The following is an 18,821-nucleotide window of genomic DNA, read 5'->3' as shown; positions in this document are numbered from 1 at the left end:
TGAAGAACGATACTTGCCCACCTGGTGGAAAAACAGCCCACTACCAGCGGCGATGTTTAACCGAAACGCTTACCGGAAAGGCATTGATCGACGGCCGATCAGAATGTTAGGTTATCTATCATATGACTGATCTTCACTCGCTTTGGCTACCGGAGGGCGGCTTCCGTGATCGAGCACGCTGACGGAACCCGCATGCCGGTGATCGACGCCAGCGTGCACATCTTCTTTGCGTCGAACAAGGACCTGCGCTCGTTCCTGCGTGAGCCGTTCAAGAGCCGTGGTTTTCCCGACTACGAGATGGACTGGTACGGGTCACCGGGCGGCGAGTACGCACCGAACACCGGGGGGCCGGATCGGCAGTACCCCGGGTCGGACCCGGAATTCGTTGCCCACGAACTGTTTTCGAAGCGCGGGGTCGACGTGGCCGTCCTCCATCCGATGGGTCGCGGCATCATGCCGGACCGGCATTTGGGCAGTGCACTGCATGCCGCCCACAACGAGATGATGGTCTCGCGCTGGCTCGAGCACAGCGAGTTCGGTGACCGTTTCCGCGGCACCATCCGCGTCAACCCCGACGACATCGCCGGCGCGGTGCGTGAGATCGAGAAATGGCGCGAGCACCCGCGCGTGGTCCAGATCGGCGTCCCGCTGCAGTCCCGCGAGCTCTACGGCAAGCCACAGTTCTGGCCCCTGTGGGAGGCGGCCGCCGACGCGAACCTTCCGGTCGCGGTGCATATCGAATCGGGGGAGGGCATCGGGTTTCCGCCGACGCCGTCCGGACACACGCTGACCTATGAGCAGTACGTCAGTTTCATGGCGCTCAACTACGTGTATCACCTGATGAACATGATCGCCGAGGGCGTGTTCGAGCGCTTTACAAGCCTCAAGTTCGTCTGGGCCGACGGCGCCGCGGACTTCCTGACACCCTTCATCTGGCGCATGGACACCTTCGGCCGGCCACACCTGGAACAGACGCCGTGGGCGCCGCGGATTCCCAGCGACTACCTCCCGGGCCACGTGTACTTCGTCCAGGGCGCCCTCGACGGTCCCGGCGACGCCGAGTTCGCCGGTGAATGGTTCGGCTTCACCGGCAAGGAAGACATGGTGATGTTCGGATCCAGTTATCCGCACTGGCAGTGCGGTGACGTCAAGAAGCTGCCCAAAGCACTGTCCGCCGAACAGCGCGAGAAGCTGTGCTGGCGCAACGCGGCCAACCTGTACGGGATCGACGTTTCCGTCGACTTGGCAGCGGGCTAGTCGCAGAATAGAGAAAGACCGAGGAGTTCGAAATGACGTTGACCCATACGCAGGAACGTGTTCCCGCCGCCGAGCGCATAGCCGTCCGGTGCGTCGATTCGGACGTCCACCCGGTGCCCAAACGGGGCGAGATCACCCAGTACATACCCGAGCCCTGGCGCAGCAAGTTTTTCCTGGACCATCGGGTGGGCGAGCTGATCTACTACGACGCTCCCGACTACGCGCACAGCTTCGCGATGCGCACCGACACCTTCCCGCCCGATGGCGAGTTCCCCGGCAGCGATCCGGACATGGCCTTCCGCCAGCTGATCATGGAAGCGGGTTCGGACATCGCGATCCTCGAGCCCGGCGGCCGCACGCCGCGGCTTGCCGAGGCGCATCAGGCGTATTCGACCGCACTCAATCACTGGCAAGCGAATCACTGGCTGGACAGCCACAACAACTGGCACGAGCGCTGGCGCGGTTCGATCTGCGCGGCGATCGAGGATCCCGAGGGCGCGGCACGCGAGATCGAGACGTGGGCCGGGCACCCGTACATGGCGCAGATCCTGATCAAGGCCGAGCCGCGGCCGTCATGGGGTCACCCGAAGTACAACCCGATCTGGGAGGCCGCCACCAAGCACGACATCACCGTGAGTTGTCACCTGTCGCGCAGCAACTACGAGATGCTGCCGACCCCGCCGGTGGGTTTCCCCAGCTACAACCACGACTTCATGGTGACCTACTCGCTCTTGGCCGCGAACCAGGTGATGAGCCTGGTCTTCGATGGTGTCTTCGATCGGTTCCCGACGCTGCGGATCGTGTTCGTCGAGCACGCGTTCACCTGGATCCTGCCGCTGATGTGGCGCATGGACGCCATCTACGAAGCCCGCAAGTCGCGCGTCGACATCAAGCGCAAGCCGTCCGAGTACGTCAAAGAGCACATCAAATTCACCACCCAGCCGCTGGACTACCCGGAAGACAAGACCGAGTTGACCCGCGCGATGGAGTGGATGGAGTGCGACAAGATCCTCCTGTACTCCTCGGACTACCCGCACTGGACGTTCGACGACCCGCGCTGGCTGGTCAAGCACCTTCCCAAGGCAGCGCGGGATGCGGTGATGTATAAGAACGGCATCGCGACCTATCACCTGCCGGAGACGGTGCCGGTCCTCGAGGGCCAAGTTCGGGTGCTCTGAGTTGGCGGAAGAAACCAAGCGGCCCGAGCCCCGCCTCGCCCAGGGCCGCGAGCATGTTGTCGCGACAGTAGACGAGATCCCGCCGGGTACCCACAAGCTGGTGCCGATTGGGCGCCACGGCGTGGGCGTCTACAACGTCAACGGAACGTTCTATGCGATCGCGAACTACTGTCCACACCAAGGCGGACCGCTGTGCTCGGGGCGCCCGCGTGGTCGCACCATCGTCGACGAGACCGCCCCCGGTGACGCGGTCATGGTGCGAGACCTGGAATACATCTATTGCCCTTGGCACCAATGGGGTTTCGAGCTGGCGACCGGCACGACGGCGGTCAAGCCGGAGTGGAGCATCCGCACCTACCCGGTGCGCGTCGTCGGCAACGACGTTCTGGTGATGGCGTAACTACAGGAGAGTCGCGTGTCTTCTATCGAGGTGAACGGTGGGAACGTCGTCTACGAAATCCTAGGTGACTCAGGCGATCTCATCGCCCTGACGCCGGGCGGGCGGTTCAGCAAGGAAATCCCCGGTCTGCGTCCGCTGGCCGAAGCGCTGGTCGCGGGTGGCTACCGCGTATTGCTGTGGGACCGGCCCAATTGCGGAGCCTCCGACGTGCAGTTCTACGGGCAAAGCGAGTCGCACATGCGCGCCGAAACCCTGCGCGGCCTGCTGGGTCAGCTCGGTGTCGAACGATGCATCATCGCCGGCGGCTCCGGTGGGGCAAGGGATTCCATGCTTACGACGATGCTATACCCGGAGATGGTGGAGAAGCTGGTGGTGTGGAACATCGTCGGCGGTATCTACGGCACATTCGTGCTGGGGTCCTTCTACATCATCCCCAGCATTCTGGCCGCGCGGGGAACCGGAATGGACGGTGTGATCAAGGTTTCCGAGTGGCGGGACCGCATCGAAGAGAACCCGGCAAACAAGCAGCGATTCCTCGATTTCGACAAGGACGAGTTCCTCAAGGTGATGCTGCGCTGGCTCAACGCGTTCGTGTCCAAGCCGGGCCAGACCATCCCGGGCGTCGAGGACGAGATGTTCGAACGAATCCAGGTGCCCACCTTGATTATTCGCGGCGGCGAGAACGACTGGGATCATCCCAAACGGACGTCGCTCGAAGTCAGCTGCCTGATCAAGGGCTCCAAACTGATCGATCCGCCCTGGCCGGAGGATGCCTGGGAGCGTGCGTCCGAAGAACGCGCGGCCGGGAAGGTTCAGCACTTCAACATGTTCGACACCTGGGTGCAGGCCGCGCCCGCAATCCTCGAATTCCTGGGCAGCTGATGCGTTTACTCGGTGCGAATGTGGACCTCACAGTTGAGCGACGCCTCGAGCGCCGTGTGGATCCGGCTCTCCGGGATGCGCTCGAGGTCGTCCTCGCGCAGCGTCACATAGACGATGTCGAAGCCGTCATCGCCTGGGACGCGCGCGATTTCGCCGGTGAGTCCGAACCCAGCCAGCACACCGCGGGCATCGTCGTCGGTTCCTCTGCTGACGAAGGTCACCACGCCGAGCGCCGGAGCGGTGCTGAACGCCTTGGCGCACAGGCCCATTGCGGCCTGCTGTGCCGCGTCGACGTCGTCGGCCGCAATGAGCAGCTCGACCTCACGGCGGTTGGCCGGCATAGCCGCGAGATTGTTTTCGACCACCCCGGCGCCGATCTCGTCACCGAGCCCGAGGAGTTCGTTCATGCCGTCTTCTAATTGCGCGGGCGTGAGCACACTTCCCGGGTCGACGTTCACGCGCACCACCGCAGTCCGCATGTGTGCAAGCCTAACTAAGACGACGGCGGGCCTGCAGTGAACACCGCCCAATCCACCAACATCACCACCGCCAGCGCACCTGGATGCCAACCCCGGTTACTGCGCGAACAACCCCGTCGCGAAGACCTCGCGTCGTATCAACGCCTCGGCGGTTACCACCCGCTCGCCGACGCGGAGCAATTGCTGGCCGAGGTCGAGTCCAGTGGGCTGGTGGGCCGCGGCGGCGCGGCTTTCCCGCTGGCGGTGAAGTTGCGCACCGTGCGCGACAACGGGCGCCTGGCCGGCGGCACGGTCGTGGTCGCCAATGGCGAAGAGGGAGAACCGGCTTCGGTCAAGGACCGATGGCTGCTGCGCAACCGCCCGCACCTGGCTCTGGACGGATTGCGACTGGCCGCGGCGATCGTCGCCGCGGACCGCACATATATGTACGTATCCGACCCGGAGTCGGCGCACAGTGTCCAAGCCGCGCTGGGCGAGGTCGAGCCGAACGCGTTCGGCGGCGTCACCGTCGACTTGATCACGGTGCAGCCCGGCTACGTGGCCGGCGAGGAGACCGCGGCGGTTCGGATGATCAACGGCGGCCCGGCCAAGCCGACGGACAAGCCTCCGCGACCATTCGAAGCGGGTGTGGGCGGGCGGCCCACGCTGGTGAGCAATGTCGAGACCCTGGCCAATCTGCCTTACCTGCAGCGCCACGGCTCGGCGGCGTTCCGTTCGCAGGGCACGCCGCTGTCCTCGGGTACCTTCCTGGCCACCATCACCGGCGCCGGCCGACCCCCTGCCCTCTACGAACTGCCCCACGGCATGCCGTTCACCGAACTGCTTGCGCTGCACGGTGTTTCGCCCGACCAGGTGCGGGGGGCGCTGTTGGGCGGCTATTTTGCGGGTTTCCTCAACCGCGACGTGCTGGAGACGACGCTGGATCACGAGACGATGCGACGCTTTGGCAGCGGCTTGGGCTGCGGCGCGATCACGGTGATCACCGACGACTGTCCGGTTGCTGTTGCGGCGTCCGTGCTGGCTTACTTCGACCGCGAAAACGCCGACCAATGCGGGTCGTGCTTCAACGGGACGGCCGCGATGGCCGCCGCGGCCGGGGCGTTGCGCGACGGCGCCGCGACGGCTGAAGACGTCGATCGATTGCGCCGCTGGTCGGTGGTGCTGCGCGGACGCGGCGCCTGCGCCACGTTGGACGCCGCCACCAACGTTGCCGCCACGCTGCTCAAGCAGTTCCCGGACGACGTTGCACGCCATCTCGAAGGGGGCTGCACGGACTGCAGCGACCACCCGTTCCGCTTCGACCGGCCGTATGAGGCGGAAGCTGCGAGGCAGGCATGAAAATTCGTTTGGACCGCACCGTCTGCGACGGCTTCGGCATCTGCGCCAAGCACGCGCCGGGCTACTTCTCGTTGGACGACTGGGGCTACGCGTCGCTCATCGGCGATGGCACCGTGGCCGAGTCGGACCACGACGCCGTCAAGCGCGCACTGCTGGACTGCCCGGTGCACGCCATCACCGAGATCGGAGACCGCACGCCCACCGTCCCCCATCCGTTCCACAGCGAGTCGGATGAGGATCCCGCCCCGCACGTCAAAACCGAATCGAACGAAGCCCAATGGGGATTCACGCGGTGATCTTGCCGGCGTGTAGTCGGGGCTGAACAACTTTCGCCACACAGATAACGGGCCGTCGGGGAACCATAGGTTTGCCCGCCTCTCAGCGACAACCCCGCGGCTGCGCCTATCCCTTCCGCGAAGGGGAAGTGACGGGCGCCCAGCCGAGGCATAGGCTGAAGCGAGCCAAGGTCGGGGATGTTGCCCTGGGAGGCCCACCATGAAGTGGTTCGGTCGTCTGGCCGCCGTTGTCGCGGTCGTGTTCGTATCAATGGCGGGGGCGGTCGCGCGGCCGGGGGTCAGCTCGGCGGAATGCGGCCCCAACATGTCGTGGAATCCCACGACAAACGAATGCAAGGCGCCACCGCCCGTGCCCGACTGGTACAGACCTCCGCCGCCCTACGCGCCAGCGTATGCGCCGCCGGACGTACCGCCGCCTCCGCCAACGCCGTCATGGGCGAAAACGGACCCGGTTTGGAGTAACGGCTTCCACCGTTGGGGCATTGTCGTAGGCGGAGTCTGGGTGCCGCTCTAGGCCGCTTTGCCACAGTTAGCTAGCCAGCGGCGCGCGGCGTCTTTACTCGATCTTGACCATGCATTGAATCGCCCCACCGACCATGGGCAATGTGAGTACGCTTCCATGGGTGGAACTGGGGGTTTTGGGACCTCTCCAGGTCCGGCACGACGGAGCGCCCGTCGTTATCCCGGGCGCCAAACCTCGTGCCATCCTCACGATGCTCGGGTTGCACAGCGCTTCCGTTGTCTCGGCCGACACCCTCGTCGAGCTGCTCTGGGGCGAGGATCCGCCTCGCACCGCGGCCAAGGCCCTACAGACGCACATCTCCTCGCTCCGTCGCACCCTGGGCGACGGCTTCATCTTGACCCAGGGCGCGGGGTGGATCCTCGCCGAGAGCGAGGTTGACGTCTCGCGCTACAAAGCGGCCGCCCGACTAGGGCGCGATGCCGCTGCCGCCGGCGACATCAGCCAAGCGGCGGCCCACTTCGAGGAGGCGCTCGCTCTCTGGCGCGGCATCCCCGAACTGCCCGATGGCAGGCGCGGAACGTCCGAGAAGACGCGGTGGATCGAGGGCCACGCGGCGCTCGTGGAGGATCGAGCCGACGCGCTGCTCGCGACGGGGCGCGCCGCGGAGATCGTCGGCGAACTCGAGGCCGCGGTTGCCGATGCGCCCCTGCGCGAGAGGCGTTGGGGCCAACTGATGCTCGCCCTGTACCGGGCAGGTAGGCAAGGCGAAGCCCTGGGGGCCTATCAGCGGGCTCGGGCCCTGCTCGCCGACGAACTGGGGGTCGATCCGGGGCCGGACTTGCGCCGACTCGAAGCCGCGATCGTCGCGCAGGACACTTCGCTGGAAATCCCTGCGGCACAACAACCTTCGGTGATAACGCGCGCCGTGACGTTCCTGCTGACCGACATCGAGGGGTCGACGGCGGCCTGGGAGGCGGAGGCCGACGCGATGGCCGTCGCGCTGGCAAGGCACGACGAACTCGTCGAACAGGTGGTCACGTCGCGCGGAGGCCGGCTGATCAAGACGCGCGGCGAGGGCGATGCGACCTTCTCCGTCTTCGAGCGGCCGTCAGCCGCAGCCTCGGCCGCAATCGAGCTGCAAGAAGCGATCGTGCAGGAGCCGTGGGTTTTGCGGGAGCCGATGCGAATCCGCGTGGCGTTGCACACCGGGGAGGCCGAGCTTCGCGACGGCGACTACTTCGGTAGGGCAGTCAACCGCGCGGCGCGGCTGCGTTCGCTGGCCGTGGGTGGCCAGATCCTGTGCTCGGGTGCGACCGCCGAACTCGTCATCGACTCACTGGCCGATGACGTTGTGCTCGCCGATCTCGGGATGCGCGAGCTACGCAACCTCGCTCGTCCGGAGCACGTCTTCGAGCTTCGGCTGGAAACCGCTGAGAATCAACGTTCGTCGGTCCCCACCGATGTGCCCGTCAAGCGGCCAAGCCTGCCCGCAGTGCTCGCCGGCCCGGGGCCGTTCGTCGGACGCGGACGCGAATTGGAGCGACTTTTTACCGCCTGGCAGGCCGCGCTTGCCGGTGGCACGAACGCGGTACTGATCGCCGGCGAACCCGGCGTCGGTAAGACGCGTCTGGCCGGCGAATGGTCGCGCCAGGCCTATGACCAAGGCGCCCTGGTGATTTACGGCCGGTGCGACGAGGACCTGGGTGCGCCGTACCAGCCGTTCGCCGAGGCGCTGCGTTCCCTGGTGCCATGCCTCGGCAGCGGTGGACTTCGGGGGCTGCGCGGGGTGGAGGCATTGCTCGCACTGGTTCCCGGTCTGTCCGATGTCCTGCCCGACCTGGCCATGCCCACCCGCGCGGATCCGGACACCGAGCGCTACGCACTTTTCGACGCCGTGGTGGGCCTGCTGGGAATTGCGTCGGCCGGCGCGCCGATCATCCTGATCCTCGATGACCTTCATTGGGCAGCCAAGCCCACCTTGCTCCTGCTACGCCATCTCCTGCGTTTCGGCGAGCACGCCCGCGTGCAGATCGTCGGCACGTATCGCAGCACCGACCTCGACCGTTCCCATCCCCTGGCGGCGATGCTCGCCGACCTGCACCGCGACGGTACCGCGGACCGGCTTCAGCTCGGCGGCCTCGACGAGGACGACGTGAGCGCGTACGTCGCCGAGGCCGGCTACGACGACGAAGAGCTGGCCCGGGCATTGGCTTCGGTCACGGGCGGCAACCCCTTCTTCCTCATCGAGGCATTGCGTCACGTCGACGAGAGTGGTGGCCGGTGGGACCAGAGCACCCTGCCGCAAGGGGTGCGCGAGGCCGTGAGTCGCCGGCTGTCGCGGCTTGCACCGGAGACGAACAAGGCCCTTGCCGCAGCCGCGGTCGTCGGCAGTCGGTTCGCGTTGGACTTGGTCGAAAGCGTGGTCGGCGACGACCTCGTCGACGCGTTGGACGAGGCGTGCAAGGCCGGCATCGTCATCGAAGAGCACGGCGGCCGCTACCGGTTCAACCACGCCATCGTTCGACAATCGCTGCTCGCCGAATTGCCGTCGGTGCGACGCATGCGGCTGCACCAACGCATCGCTACGACGCTCGAGAGTCAGCCCGGCGCCGACGAGGAGCGGCTGGCCGAACTGGCTCACCACTACTTCGAATGTGCCTGGGCGGGCAACGCGGCCAAGGCCGTCGAGTACTGCCGGCGTGCAGCGGATCAGGCGATGACTCGGCTCGCCTACGAAGGAGCGGCCGAACTTTACGATCGGGCCCTGCACGCGCTGGAGGAGATCGACGACGAGCTGCCCGACCGCGACGACCAGACCGCCGAGCTACTGATCGCGCGCTGCGAGGCCCTGCTGGCGGCCGGCGATGTGGCTTCGGCGGCCGGTGCGGTCTCTCAATTGCAAGGAGCGACAGTCGATTCGGCCCGGCTGGCGGCATGGGCGACATGCTTTGACGGCCAGCTGTCGATGCTGACCCATCCCGAACGACTGGACGAGGTCGAAGCCGCGTTGGGCGACGCCGCCACCAAGCTAGCCGAATTGGACGATGCCGCAGGGGAAGCCACGGCACACACGGTTCGGGCGGGGTGTCTCGCCCGCCTCGGGCGAATCGGCGACTGCGAAGTAGCGCTGGACGACGCTCTGACCGCGGCGCGACGAGCGCAGGAGCATCGCCGGGTGAACAACGTGTTGGCGAACGCGCCGCTCGCGGCGCTGTGGGGCCCCAACCCGGTCCCGCGCGCGGGCGGCCGGTGCCTTGACGTGGTACGACTACTGCGGATCACGACGGACTCGCCGGCGGTCGAGGCGACGTCGACGCGGTGTCAGGCTGTGTTGGAAGCCTTCCGCGGCCGCGCCGCGGCAGCCCGGCGGATGATCGACTCGGCGAGGCGCACCGTCACCGAGCTCGGCCTGCGCCATGCCCTGCTCGAGGTCGAACACTTCGCCGGCCTCGTCGAGCTGGTCGTGGACGATCCTGGCGCTGCCGAGTCGCATCTGCGTCAGGCCTACAACGGCTTTCGACGCATGGGCATCGACGTCTGCATAGCCGAGACCGCGGCGTTGTTGGGTCGCGCTTGTCTCGCGCTCGACCGAGACGATGAGGCCGACGAATTGTGCACGGAGAGTGAGCGTCTCGCAGGCAGCGCGCTCAAGGCGTCGATCGCCTGGGGCACGCTTCGGGCGCTTCTGCTTTCGCGCTCTGGTGATCACGATGCGGCGCGGCGGGTTGCCGAGGCTGCCGTCAGCCTGGCCGAGCGCACCGACGCCTTGGTCGATCACGGCGACGCGTGCCTGACGCTGGCAACGGTTTTGGCCGCCGCCGGCGACTCCGCCGGGGCGCGAGGGGCGGCCGAGCGGTCGGTCGACCTGTACGAACGGAAAGGCGCTGCGGCACTCGCCGAGACGGCGCGCCAGGTTCTCGGCGAGCGGGTCCCGCACCCTGCAGCGACACCGCCTGAAACGCCGGCGGTCGAGCTCGACACCGCGGCCGTCCGAGTGGGCGAACATGTGATGGCCGCGATTCATCGCGAAGCATGGGACGAGGTCGAGCGGCTATTCGCACCAGACCTCGTCGTCGAGAGTCGTCGGAAGATCGTCGGTCTAACTCTGCTATCAGACGCGGTGCGAGGGGGGTTGAGACGGGAACTTGAGGCGGGCACCGTACGGATCAACCATGTCATGGTCGCCGCGCGAGGCGAGCGGCTGGCTCTCTCTCGATTAATTACGAGCAGTCCCGACGCGAGTCCCGGAGCGCCGCAGGACGAACTTCTCCAGCTCTACGCCATCAACGAAGACGGTCAAGTCGCGTTGCAGGTGTGGTTCGACGTCGAAGACATCGACGCGGCGATGGCCGAACTCGACGCCTTGCACGCCCGACTCGAAGAGCTACATCCTCGAGCGCCGCTCGAGAATGCCGCGACGCGGGCGTATGAGCGCCTGCATGCGTATTTCGCGGCCCGCGACTGGGACGCGATAACCGAGCTCCTCACCGACGACTACTACGGCGACGATCGCCGTTCGGTCGTAGGCTCCGGGATCCGACGCGGCCCCGATGCGGCGATCGAAGACTTCCGGTCGGCCGCCGACATCGAGGTGACGGACGCGAGCTCCGACACCGTTGCGACCCGTGGAGCGCGCCTCGCCCTCACTCGTGCCCGCTACTCGCGAACCGGCCAGGAGTCAGAGGGGTTCCACGTCGATTTCCTACAAATAGTCGAAATCGACACCGACGAGCGGATCGCGGCCATGCCCGCGTTTGACCTCGACGACTTCGACGCCGCCATCGCCGAGCTCGACGCGCGGTACCTCGTCGGCGAGGCGGCCGCCCATTCCCACACATGGTCAGTCATCGCGCACGCCTACGACGCCGCCAGGCAGCACAAGCTGCCCGCGATGACGCCTGACTGCGTCACTATCGACCACCGCCGGGCGAAGGCGTTCGCGCCCGGCGAGATGACCGAGTACATCCGTGCCGGGTGGGACCTCGATCAGACCATCCGAACCTATGTCGAGGTTGTACACCGGTTGAGCGATCTCGGAGCGGTTTGCACCTATGCGGCGCATGGCCTTTCGCACGAGGGCTTCCACGCTGAGTGGCGGGAGATCGCCATTTCGACGGTCGAAGGTGACATGGTCAACCGCTGCGAGCTGTTCGATGACGACGAACTCGATGCCGCGCTTGCGCGGTTCGAAGAGCTCAACCGGCCCGCATCAAAACTAGAGAACGACGCAAGCCGGGTATTCGAGCGCCTTTATTCATACGTTGCGGCCGGCGACTGGCACGCCGTGGCTCAAATAACGGCGGAAAACGTCTCGGTCGACGATCGCCGACGAGTGGTGAACGCCGGGATCATCCATGGTCGAGATGCCAACATCAAAGATGCGCAGGCGACCGCCGATGTCGGCTTCACGATGACCATGGTGGGCGTCCTGGCAACCCGCGGCAGCCGCCTCGCACTCACACGTGTTCGCGTCTCGGGCCGCGACCCCGAGGCAATTGAAAACGATTCCTTCTCCATCATCGAGATCGATGTCGAAGAGCGAATCGCCGCAGTTGTCGTGTTCGATCTTGACAACTTCGAGACCGCAATCGCCGAACTCGACGCCCGCTACATTGCCGGCGAAGCGGCTGCCCACTCGCGCACATGGTCTGTGATCATGCAAGCCTACGAAGCGCTTAACCGGCGCGAGATGCCGCCGACAACACCCGGTTGGGTGAACATCGACCACCGCCGCGGAACATCGTTTGCGTCCGGTGAAATGCCAGCACTTCTCGATGCCGTGTGGAACCTCACTACTGATCTCAGCCACTCCATCGAGGCTGTGCAGCGGCTGAATGATTTCGGAGCGGTCATCACCAACGCGTCGCATGAGACCTCACGAGAGGGCTTCGACGCCGAGTGGCGCGTGATCACCGTTGTAACGGTGGAAGGCGACATGCTCAGCCGCTGCGAAGTATTCGACCAGGACGACCTCGACGCCGCGATCGCCAGGTTTGATGAACTGCGCCCGCAGACGCGTCGGCTGGAAAATACGGCCGCGCGGGTGTACGAGCGCATCCTGGCGCACTTCGCAGCGCGCGACTGGGACGCAATAACACAAATACTGGCCGAAGACGTTTCCACGGAGGATCGTCGTCGGGTGGTCAATGCCGGCCTCCGACACGGCCAGGACGCCGTCGTCGCAGAAATTGCAGCGATCGCCGAGGTCGGGACTGTACACCTTGCATCAGAGATCCTTGCGACTCGTGGAGAACGCCTCGTCTTGACTCGCGGCCGGGCCTCGGCGGGATCCCGCGGTCCCGATGCGTTCCGAAGCGATCTCCTCGACGTGGTCGAAATCGACTCCGACGAACGGGTCGTGGGACGCGTCATATTCGACCCCGACGACTTCGACGCCGCAATCGCCGAACTCGACGCACGGTACATCGCCGGCGAGGCGGCACCGCATGCGCAGACATGGTCGGTGATCGCATCGAGCTACGCAGCAATCAATCGACACGAGCAGCCACCAACGACGCCGGACTGGGTCAACGTCGACCACCGCCGGGAGATCGCGATGGGTCCCGACGGTCTAGTCGCATATATAAAGGCCGGGTTGGACTCTGACCAAGACATCACGTGCTATGTCGAGACTGTGCATCGTCTAAACGGCGACGGAGCCGTCGTCAGCTACGCCGCGCACGAAACTTCGCGAGAGGGCTTCAATGCCGAGTGGCGCGGTGTCGTAGTCCTATTGGTCGACGGTGAAATGGTCAGCCGCAGCGAGCTATTCGACGAGATGGACCTCGATGCCGCGGTCTCCAGGTTCGAACAGCTAAGCCGGTCGGCGCAGCGGCTGGAAAACGCTGCGAGCCAAGTGACCGAGCGATTATTGACGGCCCTGACGGCAGGCGAGTCGGACGCCATGGCGGAAATACTGGCCGAGGACTTTTGCGCTGACGATCGGCGTCGGGTGGTGGGCGCGGGAGTCCGACACGGTCGATTCGCCGCGATCGCTGACGCGCAGGCAATCGCAAGCCTCGGAATCGCGAACGCGGCCTCGACAGTCATGGCGACCCGCGGCGAGCGCCTCGTCCTCTTCTGTGGCCGGTACTCGCTCCGCGATCAGGGACCCGAGGCGTTCCTCGGGGAGGTGCTCAGCATCGTCGAGATCGACACCGACAGCCGGATAGTCGGCTACGTCACGTTCGACCTCGACGACTTCGACGCCGCCATGGCTGAGCTCGACGCTCGGTACCTCGCCGGCGAAGCCGCACCCCACGCGCACACATGGTCAGTCATCACAGGTAGCTACGCCGCGCTCAACCGGCACGAGATGCCCGCGGCGACACCCGACGGGGTCACCATGGACCACCGGCGAGGGGGAGCGTTCGCGCCCGGTGAGTTGACCGCGTACATCCGTGCAGCATGGGACACCGCGCCGGAAGCCACGATTCACGTCGAGGTTGTGCACCGGCTGAGCAGCTTAGGAGCGGTGGTCACAGAGGTGGCGCAAGGCGTAACGGTGGACGGCTTCGACGCGGAGTGGCGGGACATAGCCATCTTGACGGTCGATGGCGGCCTCCTCAGCCGCGGCGAGTTGTTCGACGAGGCGGACCTCGACGCCGCGATCGCGAAGTTCGAACAGCTCAGTCGGCGCACACCTCGGCTCGAAAACGCGGCAAGCGAAGCGTACGGGCGGTTTCGGAAGTACTTCGCCGCGCGCGATTGGGCCGCCATGGCGGAGCTACTGACCGCCGATACGTCTGTCGACGACCATCGACGAGTCGTGAACGCCGAGATCAGGCGCGGTCGTGATGTCGAAATCGCAAACATGCAGGCGTTCGCCGAGATTGGGGCCACCAGGAGTATCGCGACGGCCATCGCGACCCGAGGCGAACGCCTTGTCCTCTGCCGCACCTGTATCTCCGGCGAAGAGCAGCAACCGGGCGCATTCAACATCGAATTTCTCAACCTTGTAGAGATCACCGCCGATAAGCAGATCGCAGCGCGCAGTGCGTTCGACCTCGACGACATCGATGCCGCCTTCGAGGAATTGGATGCGCGCTACCTCGCCAGTGAAGCGCGTGCCCACGCCAACACATGGCGGGTCCTCACAGACGCTTTCGCCGCAATCAATAGACACGAACTACCCCAGCTGGCGGCGAACTGGATCAACATCGACCACCGGCGCGGAGCAGCGTTTGCCACCGGCGACATGACCGCCTACATCCATGACTTGTTCAATGACGCGCCGGATATCAACGTCTACGTCGAGGTGGTGCATCGCCTAACCGATCTCGGTGTGGTGATCACCCAGGTGGCGCACGGTACCTCGCGCACGGGCTTCCAGGCCGAATGGCGGGAGATCGCGATTATCACAGTCGAAGGCGACCTACTCGGCCGCTGTGAGCTGTTTGACGAGACCGATCTCGACGCTGCGATCGCGAGATTCGACGAACTGCAACCGGAGGCGCGACGCCTGAAAAACGCGGCAAGCCAAGTGTTCGAACGACTCCTGGCGCACTTCGCGTCAGGCGACTGGGACGCCATCCCAGGGTTGCTGGCCGACGACTTTTTGAATCACGATCGCCGTCGAGTGGTGGGCGCCGGAGTCCATCATGGTCGAGACGCCCAACTCGACGACATGCGGGCGATCGCCAACCTGGGAATCACGGACGTGAGGCCGACCGAGATGGCGACTCGCGGAGGGAATCTGGTCCTCTCGCGCGTACGATTCTTGGTCCCCGATCAGCTGCGAGAGGCGTTTCTCATAGAGGCGCTCTGCATCGTCGAGGTCAAGGACGGGCAGATTGTCGCCTTCATCTCGTTCGACGTCGACGACATCGACGCCGCCTTCGAAGAGCTTGACGCACGCTATATCGCCGGCGAAGCGGCCCTGTACGCGAGCGTTTGGAAGCGCGCCTTGGACATCCTCGGCGAGGTCAACCGCCACGAGCCGGGACCGATGATCGAACGTCTTGCATTTACCGACCATCGACGAGTCCCGTTCGCAGACGGAGACTTCCGACGGGCGATTGAGGAGTTGTGGCCTCTCGTATCTGATGCCCGCTATCGCGCGACGGCAGTACATGCCCTCGGTGCCCATGGCGTTGTCGCCAGCCTCGTCATCGAAGGTACCGACGCGCAAGGGAACGAATTGCAATGGGCGCGAGCTCTATTACTCGATCCCGACGAGCCGCGGTTGGAGATCTACGAAGAGAGCGATCTCGACAGGGCGCTCGCGCGGTTTGAGGAGCTGCGTCCGGAGGCGCGCCATCTGAAAAACGCTGCAACCCGCACGTACGCGCGATTGTGGAAGCACTTCATGGCCCGCGACTGGGCCGCCGTGGCGGAAACAATCGCCCACGACATCGTCGACGAGGACGGCCGTCGTCTCGTGGGCCATGGGACCCGCCACGGCCGCGATGCCGAGATGGAAAATCTGCGGGTGACAGCGGAACTCGGGATCACGAATGTCACGCCGACTGTCACCGCTACCCGCGGGGAGCGCCTCGCGCTACATCGTGTCCGGTTCTCGGGCCTCGACCAGCAGCAGCCTGGAGCGTTCTTCAACCCGGTACTCCGCGTCGTTGGAACCGACGCCGACGAGCGCATCGCGATTGTGGTGCTGTTCGACCCCGATGACATTGATTCCGCCTTCAAAGAACTCGACGCGCGTTACCTCGCGGGCGAAGCCACCGTGCACGGGCACACGTGGTCGGTCATCATGCACGCGTGTGCCGCTCTGAATAGACGCGAAATCTTCGCGACGACAGCGAACTTTGTCGACATCGACCATCGGTCTCTTGCCGCGATCGGATCCGGTGACCTGAAGACATACATGCATGCGGCATTAAACGATGGCGCGTACAACGTCTACGTCGAGGCCGTGCATCGGCTGACCGACCTCGGAGCGGTCGTCACCCTTGTGTCGAACGGGACTTCACAAGAGGGTTTTGAGGGCGAGTGGCGCATGGCGGACATCTTCACGGTCGAAGGTGACTTGATCAACCGCTGCGAAATCTTCGACGAGGCAGACCTCGACGCCGCGCTCGCACGCTTCGACGAACTGCACCCGCAGACGCGACACCTCGAAAACGCGGCAAGCCTGGCAGATGACCGCTTCTTTGCCCACACCCGAACCCGCAACTGGGCTGCGGCGAGCCAGATATTGGCCGACAGCAGTTTTGTCGACGACCGCCGTCGCGTGGTGAACATCGGCGTCTGGGACGGTCGCGACACCGTGATAGCGAATATTCGAGCTCTTGCCGATGCCTTAACAGACGTAACTTCGATGGTCATTGCGATCCGCGGGGAGCGCCTGGGCCTGACCCGTATCTCTGCGCCGAACCGCAAATTCGCGCATGGAGATTTCCGCGTCGAAATGCTCTGTGTCGTCGAGCTCGACACCGACGATCGGATCGCGGCGCACGTCATGTTCGACACCGAAGACATCGGCGCCGCCTTTGATGAACTCGAGGCTCGGTACCTCGCCGGCGAAGCGGGTCCCTACGCGCACACATGGTCCGTTGTCACGCGTTCGTACGCCATGCTTAATCGGCGTGAGCTCCCGCCGAGGCCGGACTTCATCGACCAGCGCCGAGGGGTATCGGTCGCGCCCGGTGACCTCACTGCATTCATTGGCGCCGCATGGGAGCTAGAGCGAGACATCTGCAACCGCATCGAAAACGTGCACCGGTTGAACAAGTTCGGAGCGGTCGTCACGCGGGTATCGAACGGGACCTCCCAAGAGGGACTCGAGGCCGAGTGGCGATCCATCGACGTCCTGATCGTTGACGGCGACCTGGTCAACCGCTTAGAAGTCTTCGACGAGGCAGACCTCGACGCCGCGCTCGCACGGTTTGACGAACTGCATCCGCGAGTGCGGGGACTGGAGAACGCGGCAAGCCAAGCGGTAGAACGCTTGTGGAGCTGCTTCGCAGCTCGAGACTGGGCCGAAATGGCCGAGACGATGGCGGACGACATCGTCACTCATGATCACCGTCGGGTTGTGAGCGCCGATGTACTGTGCGGGCGCGATGACCATGTCACAAACATGCAAGCAGTCGCCGAGGTCGGGTTCGAGGGCATTACGTCGACCGTCGTCGCTACTCGCGGCAGGCGCCTGGCACTCATTCGTATCCAGTCCTCGGTCCACGGCTTCGAACCCGGGGAGACGAGCGCCGAAATGCTAAGCGTAGTTGAGGTCGGTGGCGACAACCGGCTCACCGCCAGCGCGATATTCGACGGCGATGACATCGACGCTGCCTTCGAGGAACTCGACGCTCGCTACCTCGCCGGCGAGGCCGCGGCCCACTCGCACGCCTGGTCGGTACTCGCAGACGAATGCGCCGCGTTCAACCGGCACGAAATCACCGCGGCGGACTACATCACCGTCGACCACAGGCCGCTCCCCCTAATCGAGGCCGATTCACAAGCAGCCCTGCAGGTTTGGGAGGTCACGCCAGACTTCAGCATCCACATCGAGGCGGTGCATCGCCTCAGCCGTTTCGGAGCGGTCGCCACCTATACGGCGTATGGGACCTCGCCAGAAGGCTTCGACGCCGAGTGGCGGCCGATCTTACTTCTGATTGTCGACGGCGACCGGATCAACCGCTGCGAGGTATTCGACGAGGCAGACCTCGACTCTGCCCTCATGAGGTTCGACGAGCTCAACCGGCCGCCGCTGCTTGACAACGCCGCCACCCGGATCTGGGAAGGCATGGCTGACGCGTTCAAGCGCCGCGACATAAATGGTTTCCTTGCCCTCTGCACCGCGGACATTCAATACCAGGACCGGCGGAAGGGCCTGCGCGATGAATTCGAAGGTAAAGCACAGCAGAGGATAGCCGTGCAAGCCATGTTCGAGACGGCACCCAGCGGCTTTCGGCTGGAAGTGGAGCCCATCGCCACGAGGGGTTCTCGCCTGTCGCTCATCCGCGTGTGTTATCGCGATACCGATCACGCGGATCGACCGGTCGCCGTCGAGCTCTTACAAATCACGGAAGTCACCGAGGCCGGCCTACTGCACTACAGCGTGACGTTCGACCTCGATGACATCAACGCTGCGGTTGCAGAACTCGATGCCCGGTATGTCGCCGGCGAAGCGGCAGCCCACTCGCGCGTATGGTCGGCCATCACACAAGTGATTGTCACGCTCAACCGCGGTGAAATCCCAGCCATAGCACCGGATTTCAAGGACATCGACCGCCGCGGTGGGCCGACGATGACGCCCGGTGACCTAATCGAATACCTCCGTGCATCCTTTGCCGATTCGGTCGACATCACCATCTACGTTGAGGCTGTTCATCGGCTGACTAGCCTCGGCGCGGTAGTAACCCACGTGGCGAAGGGGACGACACAAGCGGGCTTCTACGCCGAGTGGCGCATGACGGACGTCTTCACAGTCGAAGACGACTTACTCAACCGATGCGAATTCTTCGATGACGCACACCTTGACGACGCCCTCGCACGATTCGATGAGCTCAGCGCGCCGGCACCCTCCCTAGTTGAGGCCGACCCGGACGTCGGCACGCGGCCCTAGAT

8 protein-coding genes are annotated in these 18,821 nt (G+C 64.9%); 7 read left to right on the top strand and 1 reads right to left on the bottom strand.

Annotated elements, in window-relative coordinates; translation table 11 throughout:
- Positions 1-165 precede the first annotated feature (165 nt).
- Genes A5744_RS05295 through A5744_RS05280 form a run of 4 tightly spaced genes read left to right on the top strand, consistent with a single transcriptional unit; the run spans position 166 to position 3,717 of the window.
- Positions 166-1,257, top strand: a complete 1,092-nt coding sequence (locus A5744_RS05295) for an amidohydrolase family protein (protein ID WP_076059022.1) — start codon at positions 166-168, stop codon at positions 1,255-1,257.
- A 32-nt stretch (positions 1,258-1,289) separates the two neighbouring features.
- The gene (locus A5744_RS05290) at positions 1,290-2,435 is read left to right on the top strand and encodes an amidohydrolase family protein (protein ID WP_076059020.1); all 1,146 of its coding nucleotides are present in this window, start codon (positions 1,290-1,292) and stop codon (positions 2,433-2,435) included.
- 1 nt (position 2,436) lies between these two features.
- Positions 2,437-2,835, top strand: coding sequence for a Rieske 2Fe-2S domain-containing protein (locus tag A5744_RS05285; protein WP_076059019.1), 399 nt, complete (start codon positions 2,437-2,439; stop codon positions 2,833-2,835).
- Between the two features lie 15 nt (positions 2,836-2,850).
- Positions 2,851-3,717 (top strand): alpha/beta hydrolase, encoded by an 867-nt coding sequence (locus A5744_RS05280; RefSeq protein WP_076059017.1) that lies wholly within the window; start codon positions 2,851-2,853, stop codon positions 3,715-3,717.
- Between the two features lie 5 nt (positions 3,718-3,722).
- Here the strand turns inward: A5744_RS05280 and A5744_RS05275 are convergent, their stop codons facing one another.
- On the bottom strand, positions 3,723-4,196 hold the full coding sequence (locus A5744_RS05275) for a hypothetical protein (RefSeq protein ID WP_076059015.1): 474 nt from the start codon (positions 4,194-4,196) through the stop codon (positions 3,723-3,725).
- Positions 4,197-4,232: 36 nt separating this feature from the next.
- Between A5744_RS05275 and A5744_RS05270 the strand changes: the two genes are divergently transcribed.
- The 3 genes from A5744_RS05270 to A5744_RS05255 all read left to right on the top strand — a co-directional run bounded on the left by A5744_RS05270 (position 4,233) and on the right by A5744_RS05255 (position 18,819).
- The gene (locus tag A5744_RS05270) at positions 4,233-5,534 is read left to right on the top strand and encodes an NADH-ubiquinone oxidoreductase-F iron-sulfur binding region domain-containing protein (protein ID WP_076059014.1); all 1,302 of its coding nucleotides are present in this window, start codon (positions 4,233-4,235) and stop codon (positions 5,532-5,534) included.
- Complete coding sequence (locus A5744_RS05265) at positions 5,531-5,830, top strand: ferredoxin (RefSeq protein WP_076059012.1); 300 nt, start codon at positions 5,531-5,533, stop codon at positions 5,828-5,830. The genes A5744_RS05270 and A5744_RS05265 overlap by 4 nt, the downstream gene beginning before the upstream one ends.
- A gap of 623 nt (positions 5,831-6,453) precedes the next feature.
- Positions 6,454-18,819: a nuclear transport factor 2 family protein gene (locus A5744_RS05255; RefSeq protein WP_240562975.1), complete on the top strand. Its 12,366-nt coding sequence runs from the start codon at positions 6,454-6,456 to the stop codon at positions 18,817-18,819.
- Positions 18,820-18,821 lie beyond the last annotated feature (2 nt).

The sequence above is a fragment of the Mycobacterium sp. IS-1264 genome, from assembly GCF_001954195.1.
GTDB lineage: Bacteria > Actinomycetota > Actinomycetes > Mycobacteriales > Mycobacteriaceae > Mycobacterium.
This window is presented reverse-complemented; position numbering and strand designations above follow the sequence as displayed.

Bases quoted from the DNA above. Each gene is read 5' to 3' on its own strand.
- A5744_RS05290 (WP_076059020.1), top strand. From the start codon at position 1,290: ATGACGTTGACCCATACGCAGGAACGTGTTCCCGCCGCCGAGCGCATA.
- A5744_RS05275 (WP_076059015.1), bottom strand. From the start codon at position 4,196: ATGCGGACTGCGGTGGTGCGCGTGAACGTCGACCCGGGAAGTGTGCTC.
- A5744_RS05265 (WP_076059012.1), top strand. From the start codon at position 5,531: ATGAAAATTCGTTTGGACCGCACCGTCTGCGACGGCTTCGGCATCTGC.